At 65.6% G+C, this 19798-nt stretch carries 18 protein-coding genes; 11 read left to right on the top strand and 7 right to left on the bottom strand.

What is annotated here, in order from left to right; translation table 11 throughout:
- Positions 1-65: 65 nt before the first annotated feature.
- Positions 66-572 carry a TRAP transporter small permease gene (locus AABQ55_RS19600; RefSeq protein ID WP_272806215.1) on the top strand — a complete coding sequence of 169 codons (507 nt, stop codon included), beginning with the start codon at positions 66-68 and terminating at the stop codon, positions 570-572.
- Positions 569-2011 (top strand): TRAP transporter large permease, encoded by a 1443-nt coding sequence (locus tag AABQ55_RS19595; protein WP_272806214.1) that lies wholly within the window; start codon positions 569-571, stop codon positions 2009-2011. The genes AABQ55_RS19600 and AABQ55_RS19595 overlap by 4 nt, the downstream gene beginning before the upstream one ends.
- Before the next feature lie 68 nt (positions 2012-2079).
- On the opposite strand, the gene bioB is transcribed toward AABQ55_RS19595, so the two are convergent.
- The 3 genes from bioB to AABQ55_RS19580 form a co-directional block, all read right to left on the bottom strand.
- Positions 2080-3057, bottom strand: coding sequence for a biotin synthase BioB (gene bioB, locus AABQ55_RS19590; protein ID WP_272806213.1), 978 nt, complete (start codon positions 3055-3057; stop codon positions 2080-2082).
- Positions 3054-3614 carry a biotin transporter BioY gene (locus AABQ55_RS19585; protein ID WP_272806212.1) on the bottom strand — a complete coding sequence of 187 codons (561 nt, stop codon included), beginning with the start codon at positions 3612-3614 and terminating at the stop codon, positions 3054-3056. The genes bioB and AABQ55_RS19585 overlap by 4 nt, the downstream gene beginning before the upstream one ends.
- Positions 3615-3689: 75 nt before the next feature.
- Entirely contained in the window at positions 3690-4355 is a 666-nt protein-coding gene (locus tag AABQ55_RS19580) for a GntR family transcriptional regulator (RefSeq protein ID WP_272806211.1), read from the bottom strand.
- Positions 4356-4608: 253 nt separating this feature from the next.
- Here AABQ55_RS19580 and AABQ55_RS19575 point away from each other — a divergent pair, with 253 nt between their 5' ends.
- The 9 genes from AABQ55_RS19575 to AABQ55_RS19535 all read left to right on the top strand — a co-directional run bounded on the left by AABQ55_RS19575 (position 4609) and on the right by AABQ55_RS19535 (position 15277).
- Positions 4609-6078 carry an amidase gene (locus tag AABQ55_RS19575; RefSeq protein WP_272806210.1) on the top strand — a complete coding sequence of 490 codons (1470 nt, stop codon included), beginning with the start codon at positions 4609-4611 and terminating at the stop codon, positions 6076-6078.
- The gene (locus AABQ55_RS19570) at positions 6051-7616 is read left to right on the top strand and encodes an ABC transporter substrate-binding protein (protein ID WP_272806209.1); all 1566 of its coding nucleotides are present in this window, start codon (positions 6051-6053) and stop codon (positions 7614-7616) included. Before AABQ55_RS19575 ends, AABQ55_RS19570 begins: the two co-directional genes overlap by 28 nt.
- Before the next feature lie 63 nt (positions 7617-7679).
- Positions 7680-8660 carry an ABC transporter permease gene (locus tag AABQ55_RS19565; RefSeq protein ID WP_272806208.1) on the top strand — a complete coding sequence of 327 codons (981 nt, stop codon included), beginning with the start codon at positions 7680-7682 and terminating at the stop codon, positions 8658-8660.
- A 10-nt stretch (positions 8661-8670) separates the two neighbouring features.
- A complete protein-coding gene (locus AABQ55_RS19560) occupies positions 8671-9579 on the top strand; it encodes an ABC transporter permease (RefSeq protein WP_272807504.1) in 909 nt (302 codons plus the stop codon).
- Entirely contained in the window at positions 9579-11402 is a 1824-nt protein-coding gene (locus AABQ55_RS19555; protein ID WP_272806207.1) for a dipeptide ABC transporter ATP-binding protein, read from the top strand. The genes AABQ55_RS19560 and AABQ55_RS19555 overlap by 1 nt, the downstream gene beginning before the upstream one ends.
- A complete protein-coding gene (locus AABQ55_RS19550; protein ID WP_245082040.1) occupies positions 11392-12150 on the top strand; it encodes a DeoR/GlpR family DNA-binding transcription regulator in 759 nt (252 codons plus the stop codon). Before AABQ55_RS19555 ends, AABQ55_RS19550 begins: the two co-directional genes overlap by 11 nt.
- Positions 12143-13411, top strand: coding sequence for a Zn-dependent hydrolase (locus AABQ55_RS19545; protein ID WP_272806206.1), 1269 nt, complete (start codon positions 12143-12145; stop codon positions 13409-13411). The genes AABQ55_RS19550 and AABQ55_RS19545 overlap by 8 nt, the downstream gene beginning before the upstream one ends.
- Entirely contained in the window at positions 13398-14327 is a 930-nt protein-coding gene (locus tag AABQ55_RS19540; RefSeq protein ID WP_272806205.1) for a phosphotransferase, read from the top strand. The genes AABQ55_RS19545 and AABQ55_RS19540 overlap by 14 nt, the downstream gene beginning before the upstream one ends.
- 11 nt (positions 14328-14338) lie before the next feature.
- Positions 14339-15277 (top strand): choline/ethanolamine kinase family protein, encoded by a 939-nt coding sequence (locus tag AABQ55_RS19535; RefSeq protein WP_272806204.1) that lies wholly within the window; start codon positions 14339-14341, stop codon positions 15275-15277.
- A gap of 48 nt (positions 15278-15325) precedes the next feature.
- Here the strand turns inward: AABQ55_RS19535 and AABQ55_RS19530 are convergent, their stop codons facing one another.
- The 4 genes from AABQ55_RS19530 to AABQ55_RS19515 all read right to left on the bottom strand — a co-directional run bounded on the left by AABQ55_RS19530 (position 15326) and on the right by AABQ55_RS19515 (position 19691).
- A complete protein-coding gene (locus AABQ55_RS19530) occupies positions 15326-16336 on the bottom strand; it encodes a LacI family DNA-binding transcriptional regulator (RefSeq protein WP_245082237.1) in 1011 nt (336 codons plus the stop codon).
- Between the two features lie 114 nt (positions 16337-16450).
- Positions 16451-17461, bottom strand: coding sequence for a zinc-dependent alcohol dehydrogenase family protein (locus tag AABQ55_RS19525; RefSeq protein ID WP_272806203.1), 1011 nt, complete (start codon positions 17459-17461; stop codon positions 16451-16453).
- 15 nt (positions 17462-17476) lie between these two features.
- A complete protein-coding gene (locus AABQ55_RS19520; RefSeq protein WP_272806202.1) occupies positions 17477-18247 on the bottom strand; it encodes an L-iditol 2-dehydrogenase in 771 nt (256 codons plus the stop codon).
- A gap of 139 nt (positions 18248-18386) precedes the next feature.
- The gene (locus AABQ55_RS19515) at positions 18387-19691 is read right to left on the bottom strand and encodes an ABC transporter substrate-binding protein (protein WP_443021158.1); all 1305 of its coding nucleotides are present in this window, start codon (positions 19689-19691) and stop codon (positions 18387-18389) included.
- Positions 19692-19798: the final 107 nt, after the last annotated feature.

Raw genomic sequence — 19798 nt, 5'->3', positions numbered from 1 at the left:
AGGACCGCCGGGACGGTGCCCTGGCCGTTCCGGCGCATCTCTCCACGATCGCTATGGAGCCTTTCATGGAAAAGGTCGAACAACCGCGCCCGGATCATCGAGCGGGCTGGGTCGAGCGCCTGGCCGGCATGCTGGCCGTGGCCGGCGGCATTCTCATCTGCTTTGCGGCCGTGCTGGTGACGGTCAGCGTCGCCGGACGCCGGCTGTTCAACAAGCCGATCCCGGGAGACTACGAGCTGGTCGAGATCAGCGTCGGAACCGCCGTTTTCGCCTTTCTGGCCTATACGGCTGCCAAGAGCGGCCACATCGCCGTCGATACCTTCACGCTCAAATTGCGATCGCGCTTGAATGCCGTTGTCGATGGGCTCTGGAACCTCCTGCTGGCGGGTTTCCTCGGCTTCTTCTCCTGGGGGCTCCTGGCCGGAGGGTTGAGCGCACGCGCCTATGGCGAAACGCTGATCCAGATCGCCTGGCCGGTCTGGCCCGTCTATGTCACCTGCTCCCTTCTCGCCGCGCTCGCCTGCCTGATCACGCTCGCGGTCGCCTTTCGCAAGCTTGGAGGCGGCAGATGAGCGGATTCTCCATCGCGCTGCTCGGGTTCGGCGCCATGCTGCTGCTGATCGCGGCGCGCATGCCCATCGCCCTGGCCATGCTGGTGGTCGGCGCTGCCGGCTATGCATGGCTGTCGAGCCCCCACGCCCTGATCTACTATCTGCAGACCAACGCCTACAGCCAGTTCGCCAGCTATACGCTGTCGGTCATTCCGCTGTTCGTGCTGATGGGGGCGCTGGCGGAGCGCTCCGGTATCGCGGCAACGCTCCTGCGCGCGGCGGAACACAGCCTTGGCCGCCTGAGGGGCGGCATGCCGATGGCTGTGATTGCCGCCTGCGCCGGCTTCGGCGCCATCTGCGGTTCGTCGGTCGCCACCACCGCCACGTTCGGAAGGGCGGCATTGCCGGAACTGCGCCGGGCGAACGTGAATCCGGGCTTCGGCACGGGCACCATCGCGGCCGGCGGCACGCTGGGCATCCTCATTCCGCCATCGGTCATCCTCGTCATCTATGCCATTACCGCCGAGCAGAACATCGCCAAGCTTTTCCAGGCGGCCCTGATCCCCGGGCTCATCGCGGTGGCGTTCTACATCGTCGCGATCGCCGTTGCCGTTCGGCGCAATCCCGAGCTGGCGCCGCCGATCGAATTCGCGCCGCCGGCAGCCACTCCGCGCCCCGCATGGACCCGCCCCGCGGGCGCCGTGCTGGTTCTCCTTGCTGCGGGCGCCTGGCTTGCGGGATATCTCGGCGCGGTCGGCGGGGTGCTGCTGGCGATCCTCGGCCTGCTCATGGTCCTTGCCGATTTCGCCGTCGTTCCGGCGGCGGCCATCGCGGTGGTCGTCGTCGGCGGCATCTACGGCCAGGTGTTCACGCCGACCGAGGGAGCGGCCGTCGGAGCCGCCATCATGCTGGCGGTCGGCATTGCGCAGAGGCGCCTCGACCTGGAGGACATCCGGCACAGCTTCCTCCAGACGGCGGAAACGACCGGCATGATCTTCCTCATCCTGCTTGGGGCGGAGGTCTTCGGCGCATTCCTGGCGCTGACCCAGATGCCGATGACGCTCGCTTCGATGATCGGCGAATCGTCCCTGCCGCCCTATGCCGTCATCTGCGGCATGATGCTGGCCTATATCGTCCTCGGCGCGGTGATGGACGAACTGGCCATGATCCTGCTGACCCTGCCGGTCTTCATGCCGGTCGTGCTCTCGCTCGACTTCGGCATGCCGACCGAGGACGTTGCAATCTGGTTCGGCATACTGGTGCTCGTCGTCGTCGGTATCGGCCTCACCGCGCCGCCGATTGGCCTCAACGTCTTCATCATCAACAAAATCGCCCGGGACGTTCCGATCGTGAGCACCTATCGCGGGGTATTCCCCTTCGTCATCGCGGACTCCGTCCGTCTTGTCGTTCTCCTCGCCTTTCCGGCGATCTCACTGTGGCTGGTGCATCTGCTGAACTGACGCGAGGGCGGCCCGCCGCCTTGCCGCCGGCGCCGGTGTATTGTGGCGCCGCTGCCGGCGCCATGACTTCACTCGGCGGCGATTGGCACGGTTGCCGCGCGCAGCGGGGCAAACCGCATCCCCAGCTTGCCGATCAACTCCCGATCCTGCCAGGCCGCCGGATTTTCCGTTGTCAGCAACACGTCGCCGACGAAGATGGAGTTCGCCCCCGCGACGAAACACAACGCCTGGAGTTCCTGGCTCATGCCTGTCCGGCCGGCCGACAGGCGAACTACGCTGCGCGGCATCAGGATCCGTGCCAGGGCGACCGCCCGGACGAGGGCGAACGGGTCCACGGGTTTTGCCCGTTTCTCAACCGGCGTGTTGCGGATCTCGTTCCAGAGATTGATGGGGACGCTGTCGGGATGGACGGGCAAGGTCGCCAGCGTCACGAGCATGGAGATGCGGTCGGCGGCCTCTTCCCCCATGCCGAGGATGCCGCCACAACAAACCTTGATCCCGCCCTTGCGCACGCGATCGACGGTTTCCAGGCGATCTTCCATCGTCCGGGTGGTGGCGATCTCGCCGTAATATTCGGGCGAGGTATCGATATTGTGGTTGTAGAAATCGAGCCCCGCTGCTCTGAGGCGCTCCACCTGTTCGGGCGAAAGCATTCCGAGGGTCATGCAGGTTTGCAGCCCCATCTCCCGGACCCCCTTGATCATGGCGCAGAGCTTGTCCATGTCGCGGTCCTTCGGGCTTCGCCAGGCCGCGCCCATGCAGAATCTCTGTGCCCCGGAAGCCTTGGCCCGCCGGGCCGATCGCAGCACCTTGTCCAGTTCCATCAGCTTGGTCGCCTTGACGCCCGTATCGTTGTGGATGCTTTGTGAACAGTATCCGCAATCTTCCGGGCAGCCTCCCGTCTTGATCGACAACAGGCTTGCGGTCTCGATGGCCGTTGGATCGAAATTGCGTCGGTGCATGTCCTGCGCACGATACATGATCTCGGGGAAGGGCAGGTCGTGGATGGCCTGCGCCTCTTCAATGGTCCAATCGGTGCGGATCATCGCGCAGCCCCGCTGCGCAGGCTGCGCCAGCCGCAGATCATGGCTGTGCCGAGACCGACCTTCAGCAGATCCGCCAGAAGGAAGGGGGCAAGGCCCGTCGCGACGAGGGATTTTGAGGGCACGAACCCGGCAAGCCAGGAAAGCCCGGCCGCGTAGACAAGGCAGAGGCCGGCAAGCATGGCCAGGGCGATGCGGAGAGCGCCGCCATCCCGGGCGAGCCGGCCGGTGAGCCAGCTTGCCGCCAGGTATCCGAGAAGGTAGCCGCCGGTCGGCCCCAGCAGATAGGCCGCTCCAACGCCCCTTGCGGGAGACCCGGAGAACACGGGGAAGCCGGCGAGCCCCGCACCGAGATAGGCCGCCATTGCCGCCAGGCCGAGGCGCGGCCCAAGGATGACCGACAGCGACAGCACCGCGAGCGTGTGCAGCGTCATGGGAACGGGCCAGAACGGAATCTGCACCTTGGCGCTGGCTGCAATCAGGGCTGCCGCCCCGATCACAAGCCCGCAAGCGCGCAGAAGATCGATGGGGACGATATTGGCCGGCGAGGATCGGTGCATGATGTCATTCCTGCTGTTACGGATAATCTATAACAACGAGAAAATTCCACCGGTCGCAATGCAGATTATAGATAATCAGCCAAGAAGCTTTTCAGCGACCTGGGTTTCCACGCTCGGCCGCGCGCCGGCGCCACGCCCCATCCAACCCACATGGCGCGCCAGCACATCGCAGGCGGCGTTCACCTGCCCGCCGCGCAGGGCCGCGAGGATCGCGCGGTGGTCGTAGTCGGTGCGGGCCTCCCAGTCCGAGCGCCAGGCCGCAAACAGGAAACGGGCGCTGGCGAGATGAAGATCGTCGATCGCGGCCATCAATCGCGGCATGCCGCAGGGAGCAAGGATCATGCGGTGGAATGCGCGGTTGGCCTCTTCCCACTGCCGCACATTCTGCGCGTTTTCGGCCCTCACGGTTGCATTTTCCGCCTCCAGCAGCAGTTCCCGGGTCAGTTTCGGGGCGGCATTCTTCAAGGCGAGCGCTTCCAGCGACGCGCGCATCTGCGCGACCTCGCGCAGCTCCGCCACGTCGAAGGAGGTGACGCGGACGCCCTTGTGGGGCTCGCTTGAAGCCAGCCCCCTGGCCTCAAGGCGCCGGAAGGCTTCACGCACCGGCACATGGCTTGCCCCGAATTCTTCGGCAACATGGTCCTGGCGCAGGCGCGATCCGGGTTGTATCCGGCCCGAGATTATCCGCTCGGCAAGCGTTGCCTCGATTGTTATCGCGAGTGTCTTGTCGGTCTTGCTCATGGATTATAGATAATCTGACAATCCATCGGTCGGCAAGGACGCTTCGGTCGCGGTCGGCGGGTGCCGCCTTGCCTTGCCCTCGCTACGCAACTCCATGCTGACCGCGGCAGTGCCGGGTGAGTTCTCATTGCAAATCAACACGATTGCCGTTCGGTGCGTAAGGCGTGCCGGTTTGGCTGTGTTTTGTTGATTTTCTGCATATTGACAATTTCCACAAAACCAACATAAATCCACATAACTGGAGACGAAGGTCGTGGATTTCTCGGTTCTTGCACTCAGATCGGCAATTGCTTCAGGCAGCCTCACCTCCGAGGCGCTCGTGCAGGAAAGCCTGGAGCGCATCCGGCGATTGAACCCGGTCGTCAACGCCTTCAGCCAGGTCTACGAAAGGGAGGCCCTGGAGGAGGCGCGCGCCTGCGACCGGGAGAGGGCGCAAGGGCGCCTGCGCGGCCCGCTGCACGGCATCCCCATGGGGGTGAAGGACCTCTTCTTCGTGGCGGACCGGCTCTGTCAGCGTGGCTCGGCGGCCTACAGGAATTTCGCTCCCAAGGCGACGGCACCGATTGTCCAGCGGATGATCGATGCCGGATCAATCATGATCGGCAAGACGACGACGACGGAGATGGGCTGGTCCGGATCCGGCTGCTCGGAGTTCTACGGGCCGACCCGCAATCCCTGGAACCTGGATTTGACGAGTGGCGGCTCGAGTTCCGGTTCCGGTGCGGCGCTCGCCGCGCGGATGGTTCCCTTCACGCTGGGGTCCGACGGCGGCGGTTCCGTGCGCATCCCGGCAGCCTTTTGTGGAATTTTCGCCATGAAGGGTTCGCTGGGACGCGTACCGGCCTGGCCGTGGAGCGCAACGGAAATGCTCTCCCATGCCGGTCCGATGAGCCTTTCGGCGAAGGATAGCGCCCTCCTGTTCAACATCCTCAAGGGGCCGGATCCGCGCGACCATCAGGCGCTGCCCGATGACGGCGTCGACTACACCGCACCGCGATCCCTCGGGTCGTTGCGCATCGGTTTCGTCCCGAGCCTGTTCGGCTTTTCCGTCGCGCCCGAAGTCGAGCGGGTGGTGCGGGACGCCGTTGCGACCCTCTCCACGGCGCTCGGCATCGACATCCGCCCGGTCGTGCTCGACTGGCAGGACCCGATCGGGATTTTCGAAACGCTTTGGGTCGCCGGCCGTGGCGTCGCCTATGGCGCGCAGGCGGACCTCTCGGCTTTCGGGAGCGGTTTTCGCGGTCTCGTCGAGGCTTCGGCGCGCTACGATCTCGCCGATTATCTTGCGGCCGCAAAGGCGCGCGCCGAATTCGCCGGCAGCGTCCACGCGCTTTTCGAGGATATCGACCTCCTGCTCATGCCAACCGTGCCGGTCGAGCCCTTCGCCGCCGACCGCGAGGCGCCGGAAGGGTTCACGTCGCCGTCCGAGGTACTGGCCTGGACGGGTTGGACGCCTTTTACCTATCCCTTCAACCTGTCGGGCAACCCGGCGGCCTCGCTGCCCTGCGGGCTGACGGCGAATGGCCTGCCGGTCGGCCTTCAGGTCGTTGGCCGGCGGCATGCCGATGCGCTTGTGATGGCCTTCTGCCAGCAGGCCGAAGACCATCTTTTCCAAAATAAAATACCTCCGCTTGTCGTTGCTGGCGGCAAAGCGGGGTGGGGAACACCCAGCAATCCAACTGCGGAGATATCGTCATGCAATTCAACAGGAGAGCATTCCTAAAGAGTTCCGCGCTCGCTGGCGTCGCCGTCGGCCTTCCGGTCCTCAACACCGCCTTTTTCGTCGATCCGGCGCATGCCGCCGAGGGCAAGGTCCTCAATTTCATGTCGGCGGAGAACCTGACCGGCAATTGGGACCCGTCCTCGCACACCACGCTCGCCCAGATCAATCTGGAGAGCTTCGTCTTCGGTTATCTCACCCGCGCGCCGATGCGGCCGGACAATCCGGACGAACTGGTGATGGAACTGGCGACCGACATGAAGCTCGTCGACGAGCATACGCTGGAGTTCACGCTGCGCGAGGGCGTGACCTTCCATGACGGCAAGCCCTTCACCGCCGAAGACGTGAAGGCGACCTTCGAATATGCCAGCCAGCCCGACCGGCCGGCGGCGTGGTATCCCGGCCCCTGCGAGGTCGAGGTGGTGAGCGATCATGTCGCCCGCATCAAGACCGACAAGGCCGGCTACCCGGCGAGCCTCTTCTGGTTCCTGTCGGCCTTCCTGCCGATCATGTCCGCAAAGGATGTCGCCGATCCGAAGACGCTGTCCTCGCGTCCGAATGGCACCGGCGCCTTCAAGTTCGCCCGCCAGGACGGCAACACGACGGTGCTGGAGGCCTTTGACGGCTTCTATCTCGGCAAACCGGCCATTCCCGGCATCAATTTCAGCTTCGTCGGCGATGCGACCACCCGCACGCTGGCGCTGCTCAACGGGGAGGCGGACCTCATCGAGCGTCTTGAGGCCGAGCAGGTCCAGACCATCGAGGAGACCGGCGGCTACACGCTGAACAAGGCTGTGTCCGTCGAGAACAAATATCTCTGGTTCCGCTGCTCCAAGCCGCCCTTCGACGATCCGCGCGTGCGCAAGGCGGCCGCCCATGCCATCGACCGCGCCGTGCTGCTCGACATTCTCGGCGTCTCCGGCCACGCGTCCAAGGCGTGGATATCGCCGGTGAAGTTCGGCTATGTCGATACGCCGAACTATCCGGAATACGATCCGGAGGAAAGCCAGCGGCTTCTGGCCGAAGCCGGCTTCCCAAAGGGCGAGGGCCTGCCCGAACTCGAATACATCACCTCGGTCGGCTTCTATCCGAAGACCAAGGAATATGGCGAGGTCATCACGGCGATGCTCCAGGAACAGGGTTTCCCCGTGAAGCTCAATGTCATGGAGGTCGCGGCCTGGAACGAGCGGCTCTATGACCGGCCGGGCGGCGGGCCGGGTCACATGATCGACTGCGGCTGGTCGACGGGCTCGCCGGAACCGGACCTCGTGCTGCGCACGCATTTCCATTCGAGCTCGAAGCGCATCTGCGGCATCGAGGACAAGGATTTGGATGCGGTTCTCGACAAGGAGCGCAACACGCTCGATCCGGCGGAGCGCAAGGCGGTGATCCAGAACGAGGTGATGCCGATGCTGGCGGACAAGGTGCCGGCGCTATCGCTGTTCACCTCGGTCTTCATCCACGCCATGCGCGACGGGCTGGACGGCATGTACTTCTACCCGAACGGCATGATGGACGCGAACAAGGCGACCCTGGCCTGATGGCAAGCGGCGGCCGCCGTCGAGGGCGGCCGCTTCCATACCGATCAGCGCAAGGGAAACCGCATGTTCGTCCTGTCGTTCCTGTTGAGACGGCTCCTGCAGGGGGCGCTCATTATCCTGCTCGTGACCTTCATCATCTTCACGCTGCTGCGTGTGGTGCCGGGCGATCCGGCACGCCTCATCGTCGGCGGCATGGCGCCCGACGAGGTGGTGGTGATGAAAGCGAAGGAACTCGGCCTCGACCGACCCATTCCCGTGCAGTTCGTCTCCTATCTCGGCGATCTCATGACCGGCGATCTCGGCACCTCCTTCGTGCGCCCGAAAAGCGGCGCCAGCCTTGGCGGCTCGTCTTTCGACGATGCGACGCGCGAGGAGCGCGCCAAGGTGCTGGATCTCATCCTCGCGACCCTGCCGATGACGCTCCAGCTTGCGGCCGTGGCGCTGGCACTCGCCTTGCTCGTGGCCGTGCCGCTCGGCACATTGGGCGGGCTCTATCCGGGGCGATGGCCGGACAAGCTGGCGCTGGCGATCGGCTCCATCTGCGTGTCGACGCCGAATTTCTGGCTCGGCATCGTGCTGACGCTGTTCCTGTCGGTGAAGCTGAAACTGCTTCCGGCCATCGGCTATCGCGGCTTCAGCTACACCATCCTGCCGGCGATCGTGCTCGCGGTGGAGATCGTGCCGTTCATCCTGCGCACGCTCACCGTCTCGGTGGCGCAGGTGATGCGCGAGGATTTCATCCAGCTCGCGCCGATCCGCGGCCTTTCGCGCAGCCGCACGATCTTCTCCCATGCGCTGGGCAATTCGGCGATCCCGCTCATCAACCTGCTCGGCGTGCAGCTTGGCATGCTGCTCGGCGGGGTCCTCGTCATCGAGTTCATCTTCGATTATCCCGGCCTTGGCCTCCTGACGATCAATGCCGTGCTGCAACGCGATTTCCCGCTCATCCAGGGCATCGCGATCTTCATTTCCGTGATGTTCGTGATGATCAACGTTCTCGTCGATCTCATCGCGATGACCATCGATCCGAGACTGGAGTACTGACGTGGCCGATATCGCCCATGAGAATGTCGCCCCGCGCCCCGCGGCCAAACGGGGCGTCACGCCCACCCGGCGCATGCTCCAGATCGCCGCGGCGCGCACGGATTTCCGCATCGGCCTCGTCGGCTTTACCCTGCTCGTCGGCCTTGCGATCCTGCTGCCGCTGGTGAGCCCGGTCGATCCGATCAAGATCGCCTACGGTTCCAAGCTGCTGCCGCCGTTCCCGGCGGAGGGCTGGAAGTGGCCCTACCTGCTCGGCACGGACCAGCTCGGCCGCGACGTGCTGATGCGCTGTCTGGTGGGCCTGCGCTATTCGCTGCTGATCGGCATCACCACCGTCGTCCTGATGTTCGTCGTCGGCTGCAGCCTCGGGCTCTATGCCGGGTTTCGCGGCGGCTGGGTCGATGCCGTCATCATGCGGCTCACCGATGCGCAGCTTTCGATCCCGATGATCATCCTCGCCATCACCATTCTCGGCGTTTCCCGCCCGACGGTGCCGGCGATCATCCTCGTGCTGGGGCTTTCCGGCTGGCCGCTCTATGCCCGCGTCGCCCGCTCCGTGGCGCTCGGCGAGCGCAGCCGCGGCTATGTGCTCGGCGAGCGGGTGCTCGGGGCTTCGGACCTGCGCATCATGCTGCTCTTCGTCGCGCCGGTCGTTCTGCCGCCCATCGCCTTCGTCGCGGTGCTCGACATCGCCCGCATGATGATCTTCGAATCCATTCTCGGCTTTCTCGGCCTCGGCGTGCAGCCGCCGACCCCAACCTTCGGCAATGTCATCGCCGATGCGCGAAAATACCTTCTGAACGCCTGGTGGATCGCCACCATGCCCGGCGTCTTCATGCTGGTTTCGCTCACCTGCCTCAACCTGATGGGATCGGCGCTGGAGCGCGCGCGCAATGCCGTGCTGCGGGGAGAAGCGTGATGGCCGGTCCCATTCTCGCCGTCTCCAATCTCAGCGTCGATCTCGAGCGTGAAGGGCGCAGCCGGCGCGTCGTCGACGATGTCAGCTTCGCCCTGGCACCCGGCGAAGTGCTCGGCCTCGTCGGCGAGGCCGGCTCCGGCAAGTCGGTGCTTGCCCGTGCGCTGGTGCGCGCCGTCTCCACGCCCTTGGAGATAACCGCCGGCAAGGTCGTCTTCGAGGGCAAGGACATCCTGTCGCTGCCGCCGCGCGCGCTCTCCGCCATCCGCGGCAACCGCATCGGTTTCATCGGCGCCAATCCCATGGGGTCGCTCGATCCCCGTCTGCCGATCGGCCAGCAGATCGTCGAGAAGCTGCGCTGCGTGCGGCCCGGGATCGGCCGGGCCGAGGCGCGCGACAAGGTGCTCGACCTGCTCGCCCGCGTGCGCATCCCTTCGCCGGGCGCCCGTTTCCACGAGGCGCCGTTCCAGTTCTCCGGCGGCATGATGCAGCGGGTGATGATCGTCGACGCGCTTGTTTCCGATCCGTCGCTGGTCATCGCCGACAACATCACCCAGCCGCTCGACGTGACGGTGGCCGCGCAGATCATCCGTCTCATCGACGGGCTGCGGCAAAGCCTCGATACCGCTTTCCTCTTCATCTCGTCGTCGCTGCCGGTGGTGGCGCAGATCGCCGAGCGCACGCTCGTCATGCAGCGCGGCCGCATCGTGGAGGAGGGGCGCACGGCGGAGCTCGCCGCACGTCCCCGCCAGTCCTATACGCGTGCCCTCATCTCGCGCATCCCCTCGATCTGGAAGGATGTGACGGCCCCGGCGGCGCAGGAAGGCGAGGCGGTGCTGACCGTCGACAACGTCATGCGCTCCTACCTCGTGCGCCGGCGAGGCTCCTTCAACGCCTATAACGAGGTGAAGGCGGTGCGCGACGTCTCCTTCACCGTGAAGGCCGGCGAGAATTTCGGCATCGTGGGCGAAAGCGGCTGCGGCAAATCCACCTTGACCCGCCTCCTCGCCTGGCTGGAGCAGCCGGACGGCGGCCGCATCGCCTTCCTCGGCAAGGACCTTTCGCACCTTTCCGCCCGCTCGCTGACGGAAATGCGCCGGTCCTTCCAGCTGCTTCTGCAGGACCCCTACGGTTCGCTGCCGTCAGGCATGCCGCTCCAGCGCATGATCGAGGAGCCTTTGCTCATTCACGGCATCGGCCGGGCGGAGGCGGGGAAACGGGCGCAGGAGGCGATGGCCGAGGTGGGGCTCGACATGGAGCTTGCCGACCGGCTGCCGGTGGGTCTGAGCGCCGGCCAGCGCCAGCGCATCAACATCGCCCGCGCGCTGGTGCTGAAGCCGCGCCTCCTCATCCTCGACGAGACGCTGTCGGCGCTCGACCAGGTGGAGCAGGCCGAGCTTCTGGACCTCTTCAACCGGCTTCAGGCAACACACGGATTTTCCTATGTGTTCATTTCGCACGACCTCGCGCTCGTGCGCCGGATGTGCCACCGTATCGCCGTCATGTATCTCGGGCGCATCGTGGAACTGGCAGACAACAGCACGCTTTTCGAACAGCCGCACCACCCCTATACCCGGGCGCTGCTGAGCGCCATGCCGACGCTGGAGGACAACCGTTTTCCGCGCCCGCGCTACCTGCTCGACGGCGAGCCGCCAAGCCCGATCGATCTGCCGCTCGGCTGTTCGTTCCGCTCGCGCTGCCCGCGCGCGCAAGGCGACTGCGCGAAAACCGACCCGCCGCTGCTGGCTCTTGCCGGCGGCAACTACGCCGCCTGCCTGCACCGGCACGCGGCGCCGCATGAGGAGGAAGCCGTTCATGTCGAGTGAGATCCGCAAGGAGGTCATCCTGGAGCGCCTGGACCGCGATCAGCGCGTCAGCGTGCTCGAGCTTTCGGCCGAATTCGGCGTTTCCGGCGAAACGATCCGGCGCGACCTCAAGGATCTGGAGGCCGAGGGCGCCGTGCGGCGCGTGCATGGCGGCGCCATTCCGGCGGGCCGCACCGCCGACACGCCGATCACCGAGCGCATCAAGCTGAATGCGCTGGAGAAGGACGAGGTCGCAGGCCTTGCGCGCGATCTCATCGTCGACGACTGCGTCATCTTCCTCGACACCGGCACGACGACGCTGGCGCTCGCCCGCCGGCTCGTCGGGTTCAAGAAACTCAGGCTCTACACCAACTCCCTGCGCATCGCGCAGGCGGCCTGCGAACATTTCGGCGTTCAGGTGCTGATGACGCCCGGGCACCTGCGCCCGGTGGAGCAGGATCTCGTCGGCTACGACACGATCGCCTATATCCAGCAGTTCCATTTCGACATGGTGTTCATGGGCGCGGCCGCCGTGAATGCCGGTTACGGCTTCATGGACTTCGAGGAGGACGAGGCGCGCATCCGCCAGGTACTGCTGAAGCAGACGTCGCGAAGCGTGATGCTTGCCGATCACTCCAAGTTCGGCAAGGTCGGCAATGTCATCACCGCGCCCTTCGGCCGGGTTCATACGCTGGTGACGGACCGCCGCCCTCCGCCCGCTCTCGTCACGGCTGTCCAGGCCGAGGGACTGGAGATCATCCATGGATAGCGCAGCGGCTATGGCCGGCTCCGATCTGGCGACGATTTTCGACCGGATGTCCGCGATCGGCGCGCGTCCCGGGGCTGGGATCACGCGGCTGGCGGCGAGCGCCGAGGATGGCGCGGCGCGCCGCCTCTTTGCCGACTGGATGTCGAGGGGCGGCGCCCGCATCGCGCAGGATGCGATCGGCAACCAGTTCGCCTGTTTCGACTGGGCGGGTGAGGGGGCTTCCTGGGTCTTCGCCGGGTCGCATCTCGACACCCAGCCGCGCGGCGGCCGCTTCGACGGAACGCTCGGCGTGCTCGCGGCCGGCTGCGCGGCACTCGATCTCGATGCGGAAATCCGTGCTGGCAGCTTTCGTCCAAGCCGCAATCTCGCCGTCGTCAACTGGACGAACGAGGAGGGTGCGCGCTACCAGCCGAGCCTCACCGGCAGCGGCGTCTTTTCGGGTGCCCTGCCGCTGGACGATGCGCTTGCTCTCCAGGACGGGGCCGGCATTGCGCTCCGCGACGCCCTCGACGCGATCGGCGTGGCCTGCGAAACCGGAAGCGTTCCGCCTCGCCCCGAAGCCTATGTCGAATTGCATGTCGAGCAGGGCCGGGTCCTGACGGAGGCCGAGCGGCGGATCGGCGTCGTCGAGGGGACCTGGGCGGCTCGCAAGATCACTGCGGCCTGGATCGGCCGCGCCGCCCACACGGGACCGACACCCATGGCGGACCGGCGCGATGCGCTTCTCGCCGCCGCGCGGGGCATTACGGCCTTCGAGGCCATTGTCGCCGCGCATCATCCCCACCTCCATCGCTCGGCTGCGCGCCTCGTCATCGAGCCGAATTCGCCGAACGTCGTGGTCGAGCGCGCGACGGTCTGGTTCGAACTGCGCGGTATCGACGTCGCCGAACTCGACATCGCTGGCCGGGCGGTGATCGCGGCCTTCGAAAAGGCGGCGCGCGAAACCGGCACACGGCTGGAGATTGCCGCCGATGGGCTGCGCGCGCCCGCCAGCATGGACGACCGTCTGGCGGCGCTTGCCGGCGACATGGCGCGCGCCTGCGGTTTCGAGCCCCTGGCCATGCGCTCGGTCGCCGGGCACGACGCCGTCGCATTGCAAAATGCCGGCATTCCCTCGGCCCTGATCTTCATTCCGAGCGTCGACGGCATCGCGCACCATCCCGACGAACTGACCCATCCGGAGGATATGAAGGCGGGTCTCAAGGTTCTGACAGCACTGTTGCGACGGCTTGCCGAGGGAGGATTTCATGCAGAACGATGAGGCGATCCTGCCCGCACTCGCAGCCGTCGGCCTGTCTGGCGCGGTGCTTTCTCCGCCGGTCGGGGGCGTTGTTTCTCCCATTCACCGGGCCGTCGAGAACATCTGCCTTTTCGCCACGGCGCCCGGCCGGCCGCCGGTCTTCCTCAAGCACCGTCACGACGACATGGCCGATTTCATCGCGCTGGACCGCGTTGCGGAGGCCAGCCGCAAGGCGGGAGAGCTCGGTATCGCGCCCCGGCTGCTGCATGCTGATCCCGCACGCGGTGTCCTCGTCTTCGAGGCGCTGGGCGAGGAATGGGCATGGGGCCGTGCGAATGTGCTTCGCCGTCCCGCGGTGCTCGAAAACCTGCTTGCCGCCAAGCGCCGCTTCCAGGAGGCTGCACCGCTCGCCGAAGACCGCAGCGTGTTCGATCTCGTCGCCGCCTATCGAAGGCTTGCCGAAGCGCCCGGCGTGATCCTGCCCGCGCCGGTGCGGACCGTTGCAGCGGCCGTCGAGCGGATTGGCGCGGCGATCGCGGCGGCCGGCGTCGATCTCGTCGCCTGCCATGCCGATGGCGCGTCTTCGAACGTGATGGTCGGGCCGCAAGACGCTGTCCGGCTGGTCGATTTCGAATGGGCGCGACAGGCGGACCCCGCCCATGATCTTGGAACCGTGCTTGCCGAACTGCTTCCCTTCGATGGCGAGGCGCTGCTGGCGATCGAGATCGCGACCGGAAAGCCGGATGGGCAGACCCTTGCCCGCGCACGCCTCTATGGCGCGGCGGACGATCTGATGTGGGCGCTATGGGGCTTCGTCAGTGCGGCGCGCTCGCCGCGAAAGCACGTCGAGTTCTTCAAATATGCCGAATGGCGGCTGCTCAGGGCGCGGACCGTGATCGAGGGGCCGCGCTTCGAAACGTGGCTGAAACAGGTCTGAGGGAGGGGTGGATGCGACGCAGCCTGGGTGAAGGCGTATCTCCGGCGGAGCGGGCGATCGAGGCCGCCATTCTCGCCGTCGCGGATTGGCGGGAGCGGCCGGTTTCCTACGAGCCGGTGCCCGGCGGCATCAGCAATCCGAACTGGCGGGTGCATGTCGATGGCGCGCCGCACAGCTTCTTCGTCAAGATCCCGGGCGAAGGCACGGAGATGTTCATCGACCGCCGAACGGCGAACGAGGCCGGCCGCAAGGCGCATGCCGCCGGCGTCGGCGCGCGCATCATCGATTTCTTCCCCGAGACCGGCGTGGAGGTCAGCGAGTTCGTCGAGGGGCTGCGCACATCCACCAATGCCGACTTTCTCGATCCGGTCGTGCGCTTCAACGGCCTGCGCGCCCTGAAGGCTTTCAACGACAGCACGCCGCTCTCCCAGCGCAAGACGACCTTCGACATGATCGACGAGCATTTCGAGCAGGCCCTGGCGCTGGGCGGCGAGTTTCCCGGCGATTTCGGCTGGCTCAATGCGCGCTACCGCGAGGCGCGGCAGGCGCTGGAAGCGTCCGGCCTCGATCTCGCCCCCTGCATGAACGATACGCTCGCCGGGAATTTCCTGCTCCATGCCGACCAGCGGGTCATGCTCGTCGATTTCGAATATGCCTCGACCAACGACCGGGCGGCCGAACTTGCCCTGTGGTTCAGCGAAATGTGCTTCTCGCCGGAGGTGGAGGCGGAAATGATCGAGGAATATTACGGCCGCCTCGATCCGGCTCTCCTGGCGCGGGTCTCTTTGTTCAAGGCGCTGGTCGATCTGAAATGGTCGACCTGGGCGATGGTGCAGAACCGGATCTCCCGCCTCGATTTCGATTTCTTCAAATACGGCTTCTGGAAGCACATGCGGGCGCGCTTCGTGATGAGCGATCCGCGTTGGGCGGAATGGTTGAAGGCCGTTTGAGGAAGGCTAGGCGATGTGCTGCCGCCGTTTCGAGTCCGTTCAAGGGCTTTAGGCCGAATGCCGCAGCATCAGTTCCGACTTCAGCAAGATCTGCTCCTTGCCCAATGCAGGGTGGTCCGCTTCGTCAAGTTTGTGCAGCAGGAGCTGGATCGCGAGCCGGCCGATCTCGTCGTAGTTCTGGGCGACGGTGGTGAGCGGGGGGCAGGCGTATTGGGAGAGGGGATGGTCGTCGTGGCCGGCGATGCGCAGGTCATAGTCGGCGCCGTGGCCGACCTTCAGGCCCTTTTGCCAGGCGGCGGCGATGACGCCGAAAGCGAGGCGGTCGTTGGCGCACAGGATGGTGCGGCTCTTGAGCGCGGCCGGCTTTTCGAGCAGGCGGCTCGCTTCCTCGAAGGCGAAGCGTTCGAAATCCCAGCTCGCGGCTTCCGAGACCGGCAGGACATGCGGCTCCATGCCGAGGCGCGCCATGGCTTCGAGATAGGCGGTCTCGCGGGTGAGCGCGTTGGTATTGACATGCGGCATGCCCAGATAGCAGGGCGGCTCGCCGGAGCGGCAGAGGTAGTCGACGATGAGGCCGAAGCTCTGGCGGTTGTCCGTGCCGACGAAGGCGGAGGTCTCGTCGAGCGGGGAGTCGACATAGACGAGGGGGATGGACTGGCCGAGCTGCTCCAGCGTCTTCGGCCGCGCGGCCGATCCGAGCGGAGCTATGATGGCGCCGGCGACGTTCATCGACTTGAACGTCTTGATCGCGTTGTCCTCGATATCGGCGCGGCCATCCGCCGAAAGCACGAAGGCGTGGAAGCCGGCCTCGTTGGCGATGAGCTCGATGCGCCGCGTCAGCGCCATGTAGAAGGGGTCGATCGAGGTCGGCACGACGATGCCGATGATGTTGCTGCGACGGCGGTTGAGGTTGACGGCGAAGATGTTCGGCCGGAAGCCGGACTTTTTCAGCGCCTCCTCGATGGCGTCCCGCGTCTTCTTGCGAACGGAGGAGGGGTCGTTGAAATATTTCGACACCGTGGGCCGGGACAGGCCGACGAACTCGGAAAAATCCTCCATTGTTCTGATCGACTTGGCCAAGCGGTGCTCCTGCGGTTCCGGTGTTCGCCTTCTTAGCCGGCCTCATTTCGCGGGAAAAGCCGAAATCGAGGCCGGCTATCGGCGGTTCGGTGATCAGTCGGCGGCGAACTGCACCTTCATCGTCGCGGGGTCCGTCGGCTTCCTCGTGAAGAAGGGCAGAACCTCTTCCAGCGCCAGCCGATGCGATACGAGCCGCGCCATCCCGCCGTCATCCTTCTTCAGGATATCGAGCGCATCGGGAATGTTGCGGTTCAGCGAATGGGAACCGGCAAGCCTCAGCTGGCGGCGGAAGATCTCGAAGGGCGCCACGGAGATGCGGGCATCCGGGGCGCAGACGCCGAAGACAAGCGCCGTGCCGCCGTCGGCGAGAAGATCGATCATGCCTTCGACGACGCTGGCAATGCCCGTGGCGTCGGCGACGAAGTCGTAGCTTCGCCGTTTGGCTGCAAGCTCGGCGGAGCCGGAGACGATGCCGCCGAGGCCGAGACCGACGGCGAAGGCGAGCCGGCTCTCGTTGATATCGGCGACCGTCACGGTCTCGACGCCCTCCGCTCTCAGCGACAGCGCAAGGAGCAGCCCGATCGGCCCGGCGCCGATGACGAGCGCGTCCTTCGGCAGCGGTGCGCCGCCGCGTATGCCCGCGCTGTTGAGGCCGTTCACCACGCAGGCGAGCGGCTCGGCAAGGGCCGCGACGGAAAAAGGCAGGTCGCCGATGCCGTGCAACTGGTCGGCGCGCACGATGCTGTATTCGGCAAAGCCGCCATTGTGCGAAACGCCATAGGCCTTCAGGTCGCGGCAGAGGTTCGTCAGGCCCTTGCGGCAGGCGGGGCAGGTGCCGCAGGGCAGGTTCGGATCGACGGCGACGCGCGCGCCGACCTGGAGGCCGGTGACGTCAGCGGCGACGGCCTCCACGATGCCGGCATATTCATGGCCCGGCACGAGCGGAAAGGCGCCGTCGCCGTAGCGGGCATGCAGCACGTCGATATCCGTGTGGCAGAGGCCGGCCGCCTTGACCTTGACGAGGGCATGGCCGGCCGGAACATCGCCGACCCCGAGATCGGCGAGCCTTGCCTCGCCCTTGGCGGTGAACTGGATCGCTTTCATGCGGTTCGCCATGGCTCAGCTCATCCAGTTGCCGCCGTCGACATTGTATGTCTGGGCGAGAATGTAGTCGCTGTCGCTGGAGGCGAGGAAGACGGCGAGGCCCTTGATGTCGTCGGGCGTGGCGAAGCGGCCGATCGGCACGGATTTCGCCACGGCAGCCTTCTTCTCGCCGGGCTTCAGGCCTTCCCATTCGGCGAATTTGGCGTCGACGATGTCCCAGTGTTCGCCATCCACCACCCCGGGGGCGATCGCATTGACGTTGATGCCGTATTTGACGAGGGCGAGCGCTGCCGACTGGGTTGCCGAAATGATCGCGGCCTTGGAGGCGCAGTAGAGCGTCACCAGCGCCTCGCCGCGCCGGCCGGCCTGGCTCGCCATGTTGATGATCTTGCCGCCGCGCCCGCGGGCGATCATCACGTTGGCGACGGCCTTCATGGTGAAGAGCGGGCCTTTCAAGTTGACGTCGAAGACACGGTCGTAGCTCTCCTCGGTGATCGCCTGGATCGGCGCCATGTCGAAGATCGCGGCATTGTTGACGAGGATGTCGATGCCGCCGAAATCGGCGTCGATCTTGCCGACGACCGCATCGATGTCCTGAAGGTTGGTGACGTCGATCCTGATGGCTGTCGCGGCCGGGCCGATCGCCGCCGCCGCTTCCTCGGCGCGGGCGAGATTGATGTCGGCGATGACGACCTTGGCGCCCTCGGCCACGAAGGCTTCGGCAAAGCCGAGGCCGATGCCGCGTGCGCCGCCGGTGATGAGCGCGACCTTGTCCTTGAGTTTCATGTCTCTTCTCCATGCGTTGCGGGGCAAAGCCGGTGCCGCGAAATGCGTTCGTTGGAAATGTTCGTCGTGCGGGAAACCCGGCACCGGAGTGCCGGGTCCTCCTGGGAGGGCCTGCGGGCCAAACCCGCAGGCGGGAGCCTTACTTGATGTAGCCGGCGCGGGTCATGTCGCGCTCGACCTGGACCTGGGCGGCATCGAGTGCCGCATCGACCGTCTGCTGGCCGGCAAGGGCCGCGCTGACCTGCTGGCCGACGAAGGTGCCGATCGCCTGGAACTCCGGAATGGCGACGAACTGCACGCCGGTATAGGGCACCGGATCCTTGGTGGGCTTCGACGGGTCGGCCGAGAGGATGGCCTGAAGCACGGTTTCCGCGAAGGGGGCCGCCTTCTGGTACTCCGGCAGCGCGTAGGTCGACTTGCGCGTGCCGGGCGGCACGGCGACCCAGCCTTCGCTCTCGCCGACCAGCTTCACATAGTCCTTGGAGGTCGCCCATTTGAGGAACGACTTGGCGACTTCGGCCTTCTGCGTGGTCGCTGGAATGGCAAGGTTCCATGACCAGGACCAGCTCGATCCGTTCGCTGTCTCGGCGATCGGCGCGCGCGTGAAGGCGATCTTGTCGGCGACCTGGCTCTGCTTGGGGTCGTAGACGCGGCCGGCGGCCGACGTCGCGTCGATCCACATGGCGCAGTGGCCCGTCGCAAAGAGCGTCTGGTTCTCGTTGAAGCCGTTGGCGGTGGCCCCCTGCGGGCCGTAGTCCGAAAGCAGCGCGACATAGTCGGTGATCGCCTTCTTCCACGGCTCGGAATTGAGCTGAGGCTTCCAATCCATGTCGAACCAGCGGCCGCCATAGGCGTTCACCATGGTGCCGACAAACGCCATGTTCTCGCCCCAGCCCGGCTTGCCGCGCAGGCAGATGCCATATTGCTGCTTGGACTTGTCGGTCAGCTTGGCGGCGAATTCCTTGATCTGTTCGTAGGTCGGCTGTTCCGGCATGGTAAGGCCGGCGGCATCGAACAGGTCCTTGCGGTAAAGCGTGAACGAGCTTTCCGTATAGAAGGGGACGGCATAGAGCTTGCCGTCGACCGTCAGGCCCGCCTTGATCGGCTCCAGCAGGTCCGCATAGTCGTAGTCATCGCCGAGGTCGTCGACCGGCGCCAGCCAGCCCTGCCTGCCCCAGATCGGCGCCTCGTAGCCGCCGATGGTCATGATGTCGAACTGGCCGCCCCTGGTGGCGATGTCGGTGGTCACGCGCTCGCGCAGCACGTTCTCCTCGAGCACGATCCAGTTGATCTTGTTTCCGGTTTCCTTTTCCCAGGCGCCGGAAAGCTTCTGCATGATGATCATGTCGCCGTTGTTCACGGTGGCGATGCTGATTTCCTCGGCCTGTGCGAGGCCGGTCAGCAATCCAAGGCCGATGGCGGACGACGATAGAATGCGGGTCATGTTCCTCATGGGTCCGTTCCTCCTTTACGGATGTTTACGCATAAAATGCCATGCGTAAAGTTTTTATGTGGTGAAACAGCCATTGTTGTCAAGCGACAAATTTTGCG

Source organism: Shinella sp. WSD5-1 (assembly GCF_963942435.1).
In the GTDB taxonomy this organism is placed as follows: Bacteria; Pseudomonadota; Alphaproteobacteria; order Rhizobiales; family Rhizobiaceae; genus Shinella; species Shinella yambaruensis.
Note: the sequence above shows the minus strand (reverse complement) of the source record. Positions and strands in the feature narration are given on the sequence as shown.

What these genes read in the sequence shown, in the direction of transcription:
- AABQ55_RS19600 (WP_272806215.1), top strand. Translation starts at nt 66, where the DNA reads ATGGAAAAGGTCGAACAACCGCGCCCGGATCATCGAGCGGGCTGGGTC.
- AABQ55_RS19595 (WP_272806214.1), top strand. Translation starts at nt 569, where the DNA reads ATGAGCGGATTCTCCATCGCGCTGCTCGGGTTCGGCGCCATGCTGCTG.
- bioB (WP_272806213.1), bottom strand. Translation starts at nt 3,057, where the DNA reads ATGATCCGCACCGATTGGACCATTGAAGAGGCGCAGGCCATCCACGAC.
- AABQ55_RS19585 (WP_272806212.1), bottom strand. Translation starts at nt 3,614, where the DNA reads ATGCACCGATCCTCGCCGGCCAATATCGTCCCCATCGATCTTCTGCGC.
- AABQ55_RS19580 (WP_272806211.1), bottom strand. Translation starts at nt 4,355, where the DNA reads ATGAGCAAGACCGACAAGACACTCGCGATAACAATCGAGGCAACGCTT.
- AABQ55_RS19570 (WP_272806209.1), top strand. Translation starts at nt 6,051, where the DNA reads ATGCAATTCAACAGGAGAGCATTCCTAAAGAGTTCCGCGCTCGCTGGC.
- AABQ55_RS19565 (WP_272806208.1), top strand. Translation starts at nt 7,680, where the DNA reads ATGTTCGTCCTGTCGTTCCTGTTGAGACGGCTCCTGCAGGGGGCGCTC.
- AABQ55_RS19555 (WP_272806207.1), top strand. Translation starts at nt 9,579, where the DNA reads ATGGCCGGTCCCATTCTCGCCGTCTCCAATCTCAGCGTCGATCTCGAG.
- AABQ55_RS19550 (WP_245082040.1), top strand. Translation starts at nt 11,392, where the DNA reads ATGTCGAGTGAGATCCGCAAGGAGGTCATCCTGGAGCGCCTGGACCGC.
- AABQ55_RS19545 (WP_272806206.1), top strand. Translation starts at nt 12,143, where the DNA reads ATGGATAGCGCAGCGGCTATGGCCGGCTCCGATCTGGCGACGATTTTC.
- AABQ55_RS19540 (WP_272806205.1), top strand. Translation starts at nt 13,398, where the DNA reads ATGCAGAACGATGAGGCGATCCTGCCCGCACTCGCAGCCGTCGGCCTG.
- AABQ55_RS19535 (WP_272806204.1), top strand. Translation starts at nt 14,339, where the DNA reads ATGCGACGCAGCCTGGGTGAAGGCGTATCTCCGGCGGAGCGGGCGATC.
- AABQ55_RS19530 (WP_245082237.1), bottom strand. Translation starts at nt 16,336, where the DNA reads ATGGAGGATTTTTCCGAGTTCGTCGGCCTGTCCCGGCCCACGGTGTCG.
- AABQ55_RS19525 (WP_272806203.1), bottom strand. Translation starts at nt 17,461, where the DNA reads ATGAAAGCGATCCAGTTCACCGCCAAGGGCGAGGCAAGGCTCGCCGAT.
- AABQ55_RS19520 (WP_272806202.1), bottom strand. Translation starts at nt 18,247, where the DNA reads ATGAAACTCAAGGACAAGGTCGCGCTCATCACCGGCGGCGCACGCGGC.
- AABQ55_RS19515 (WP_443021158.1), bottom strand. Translation starts at nt 19,691, where the DNA reads ATGACCCGCATTCTATCGTCGTCCGCCATCGGCCTTGGATTGCTGACC.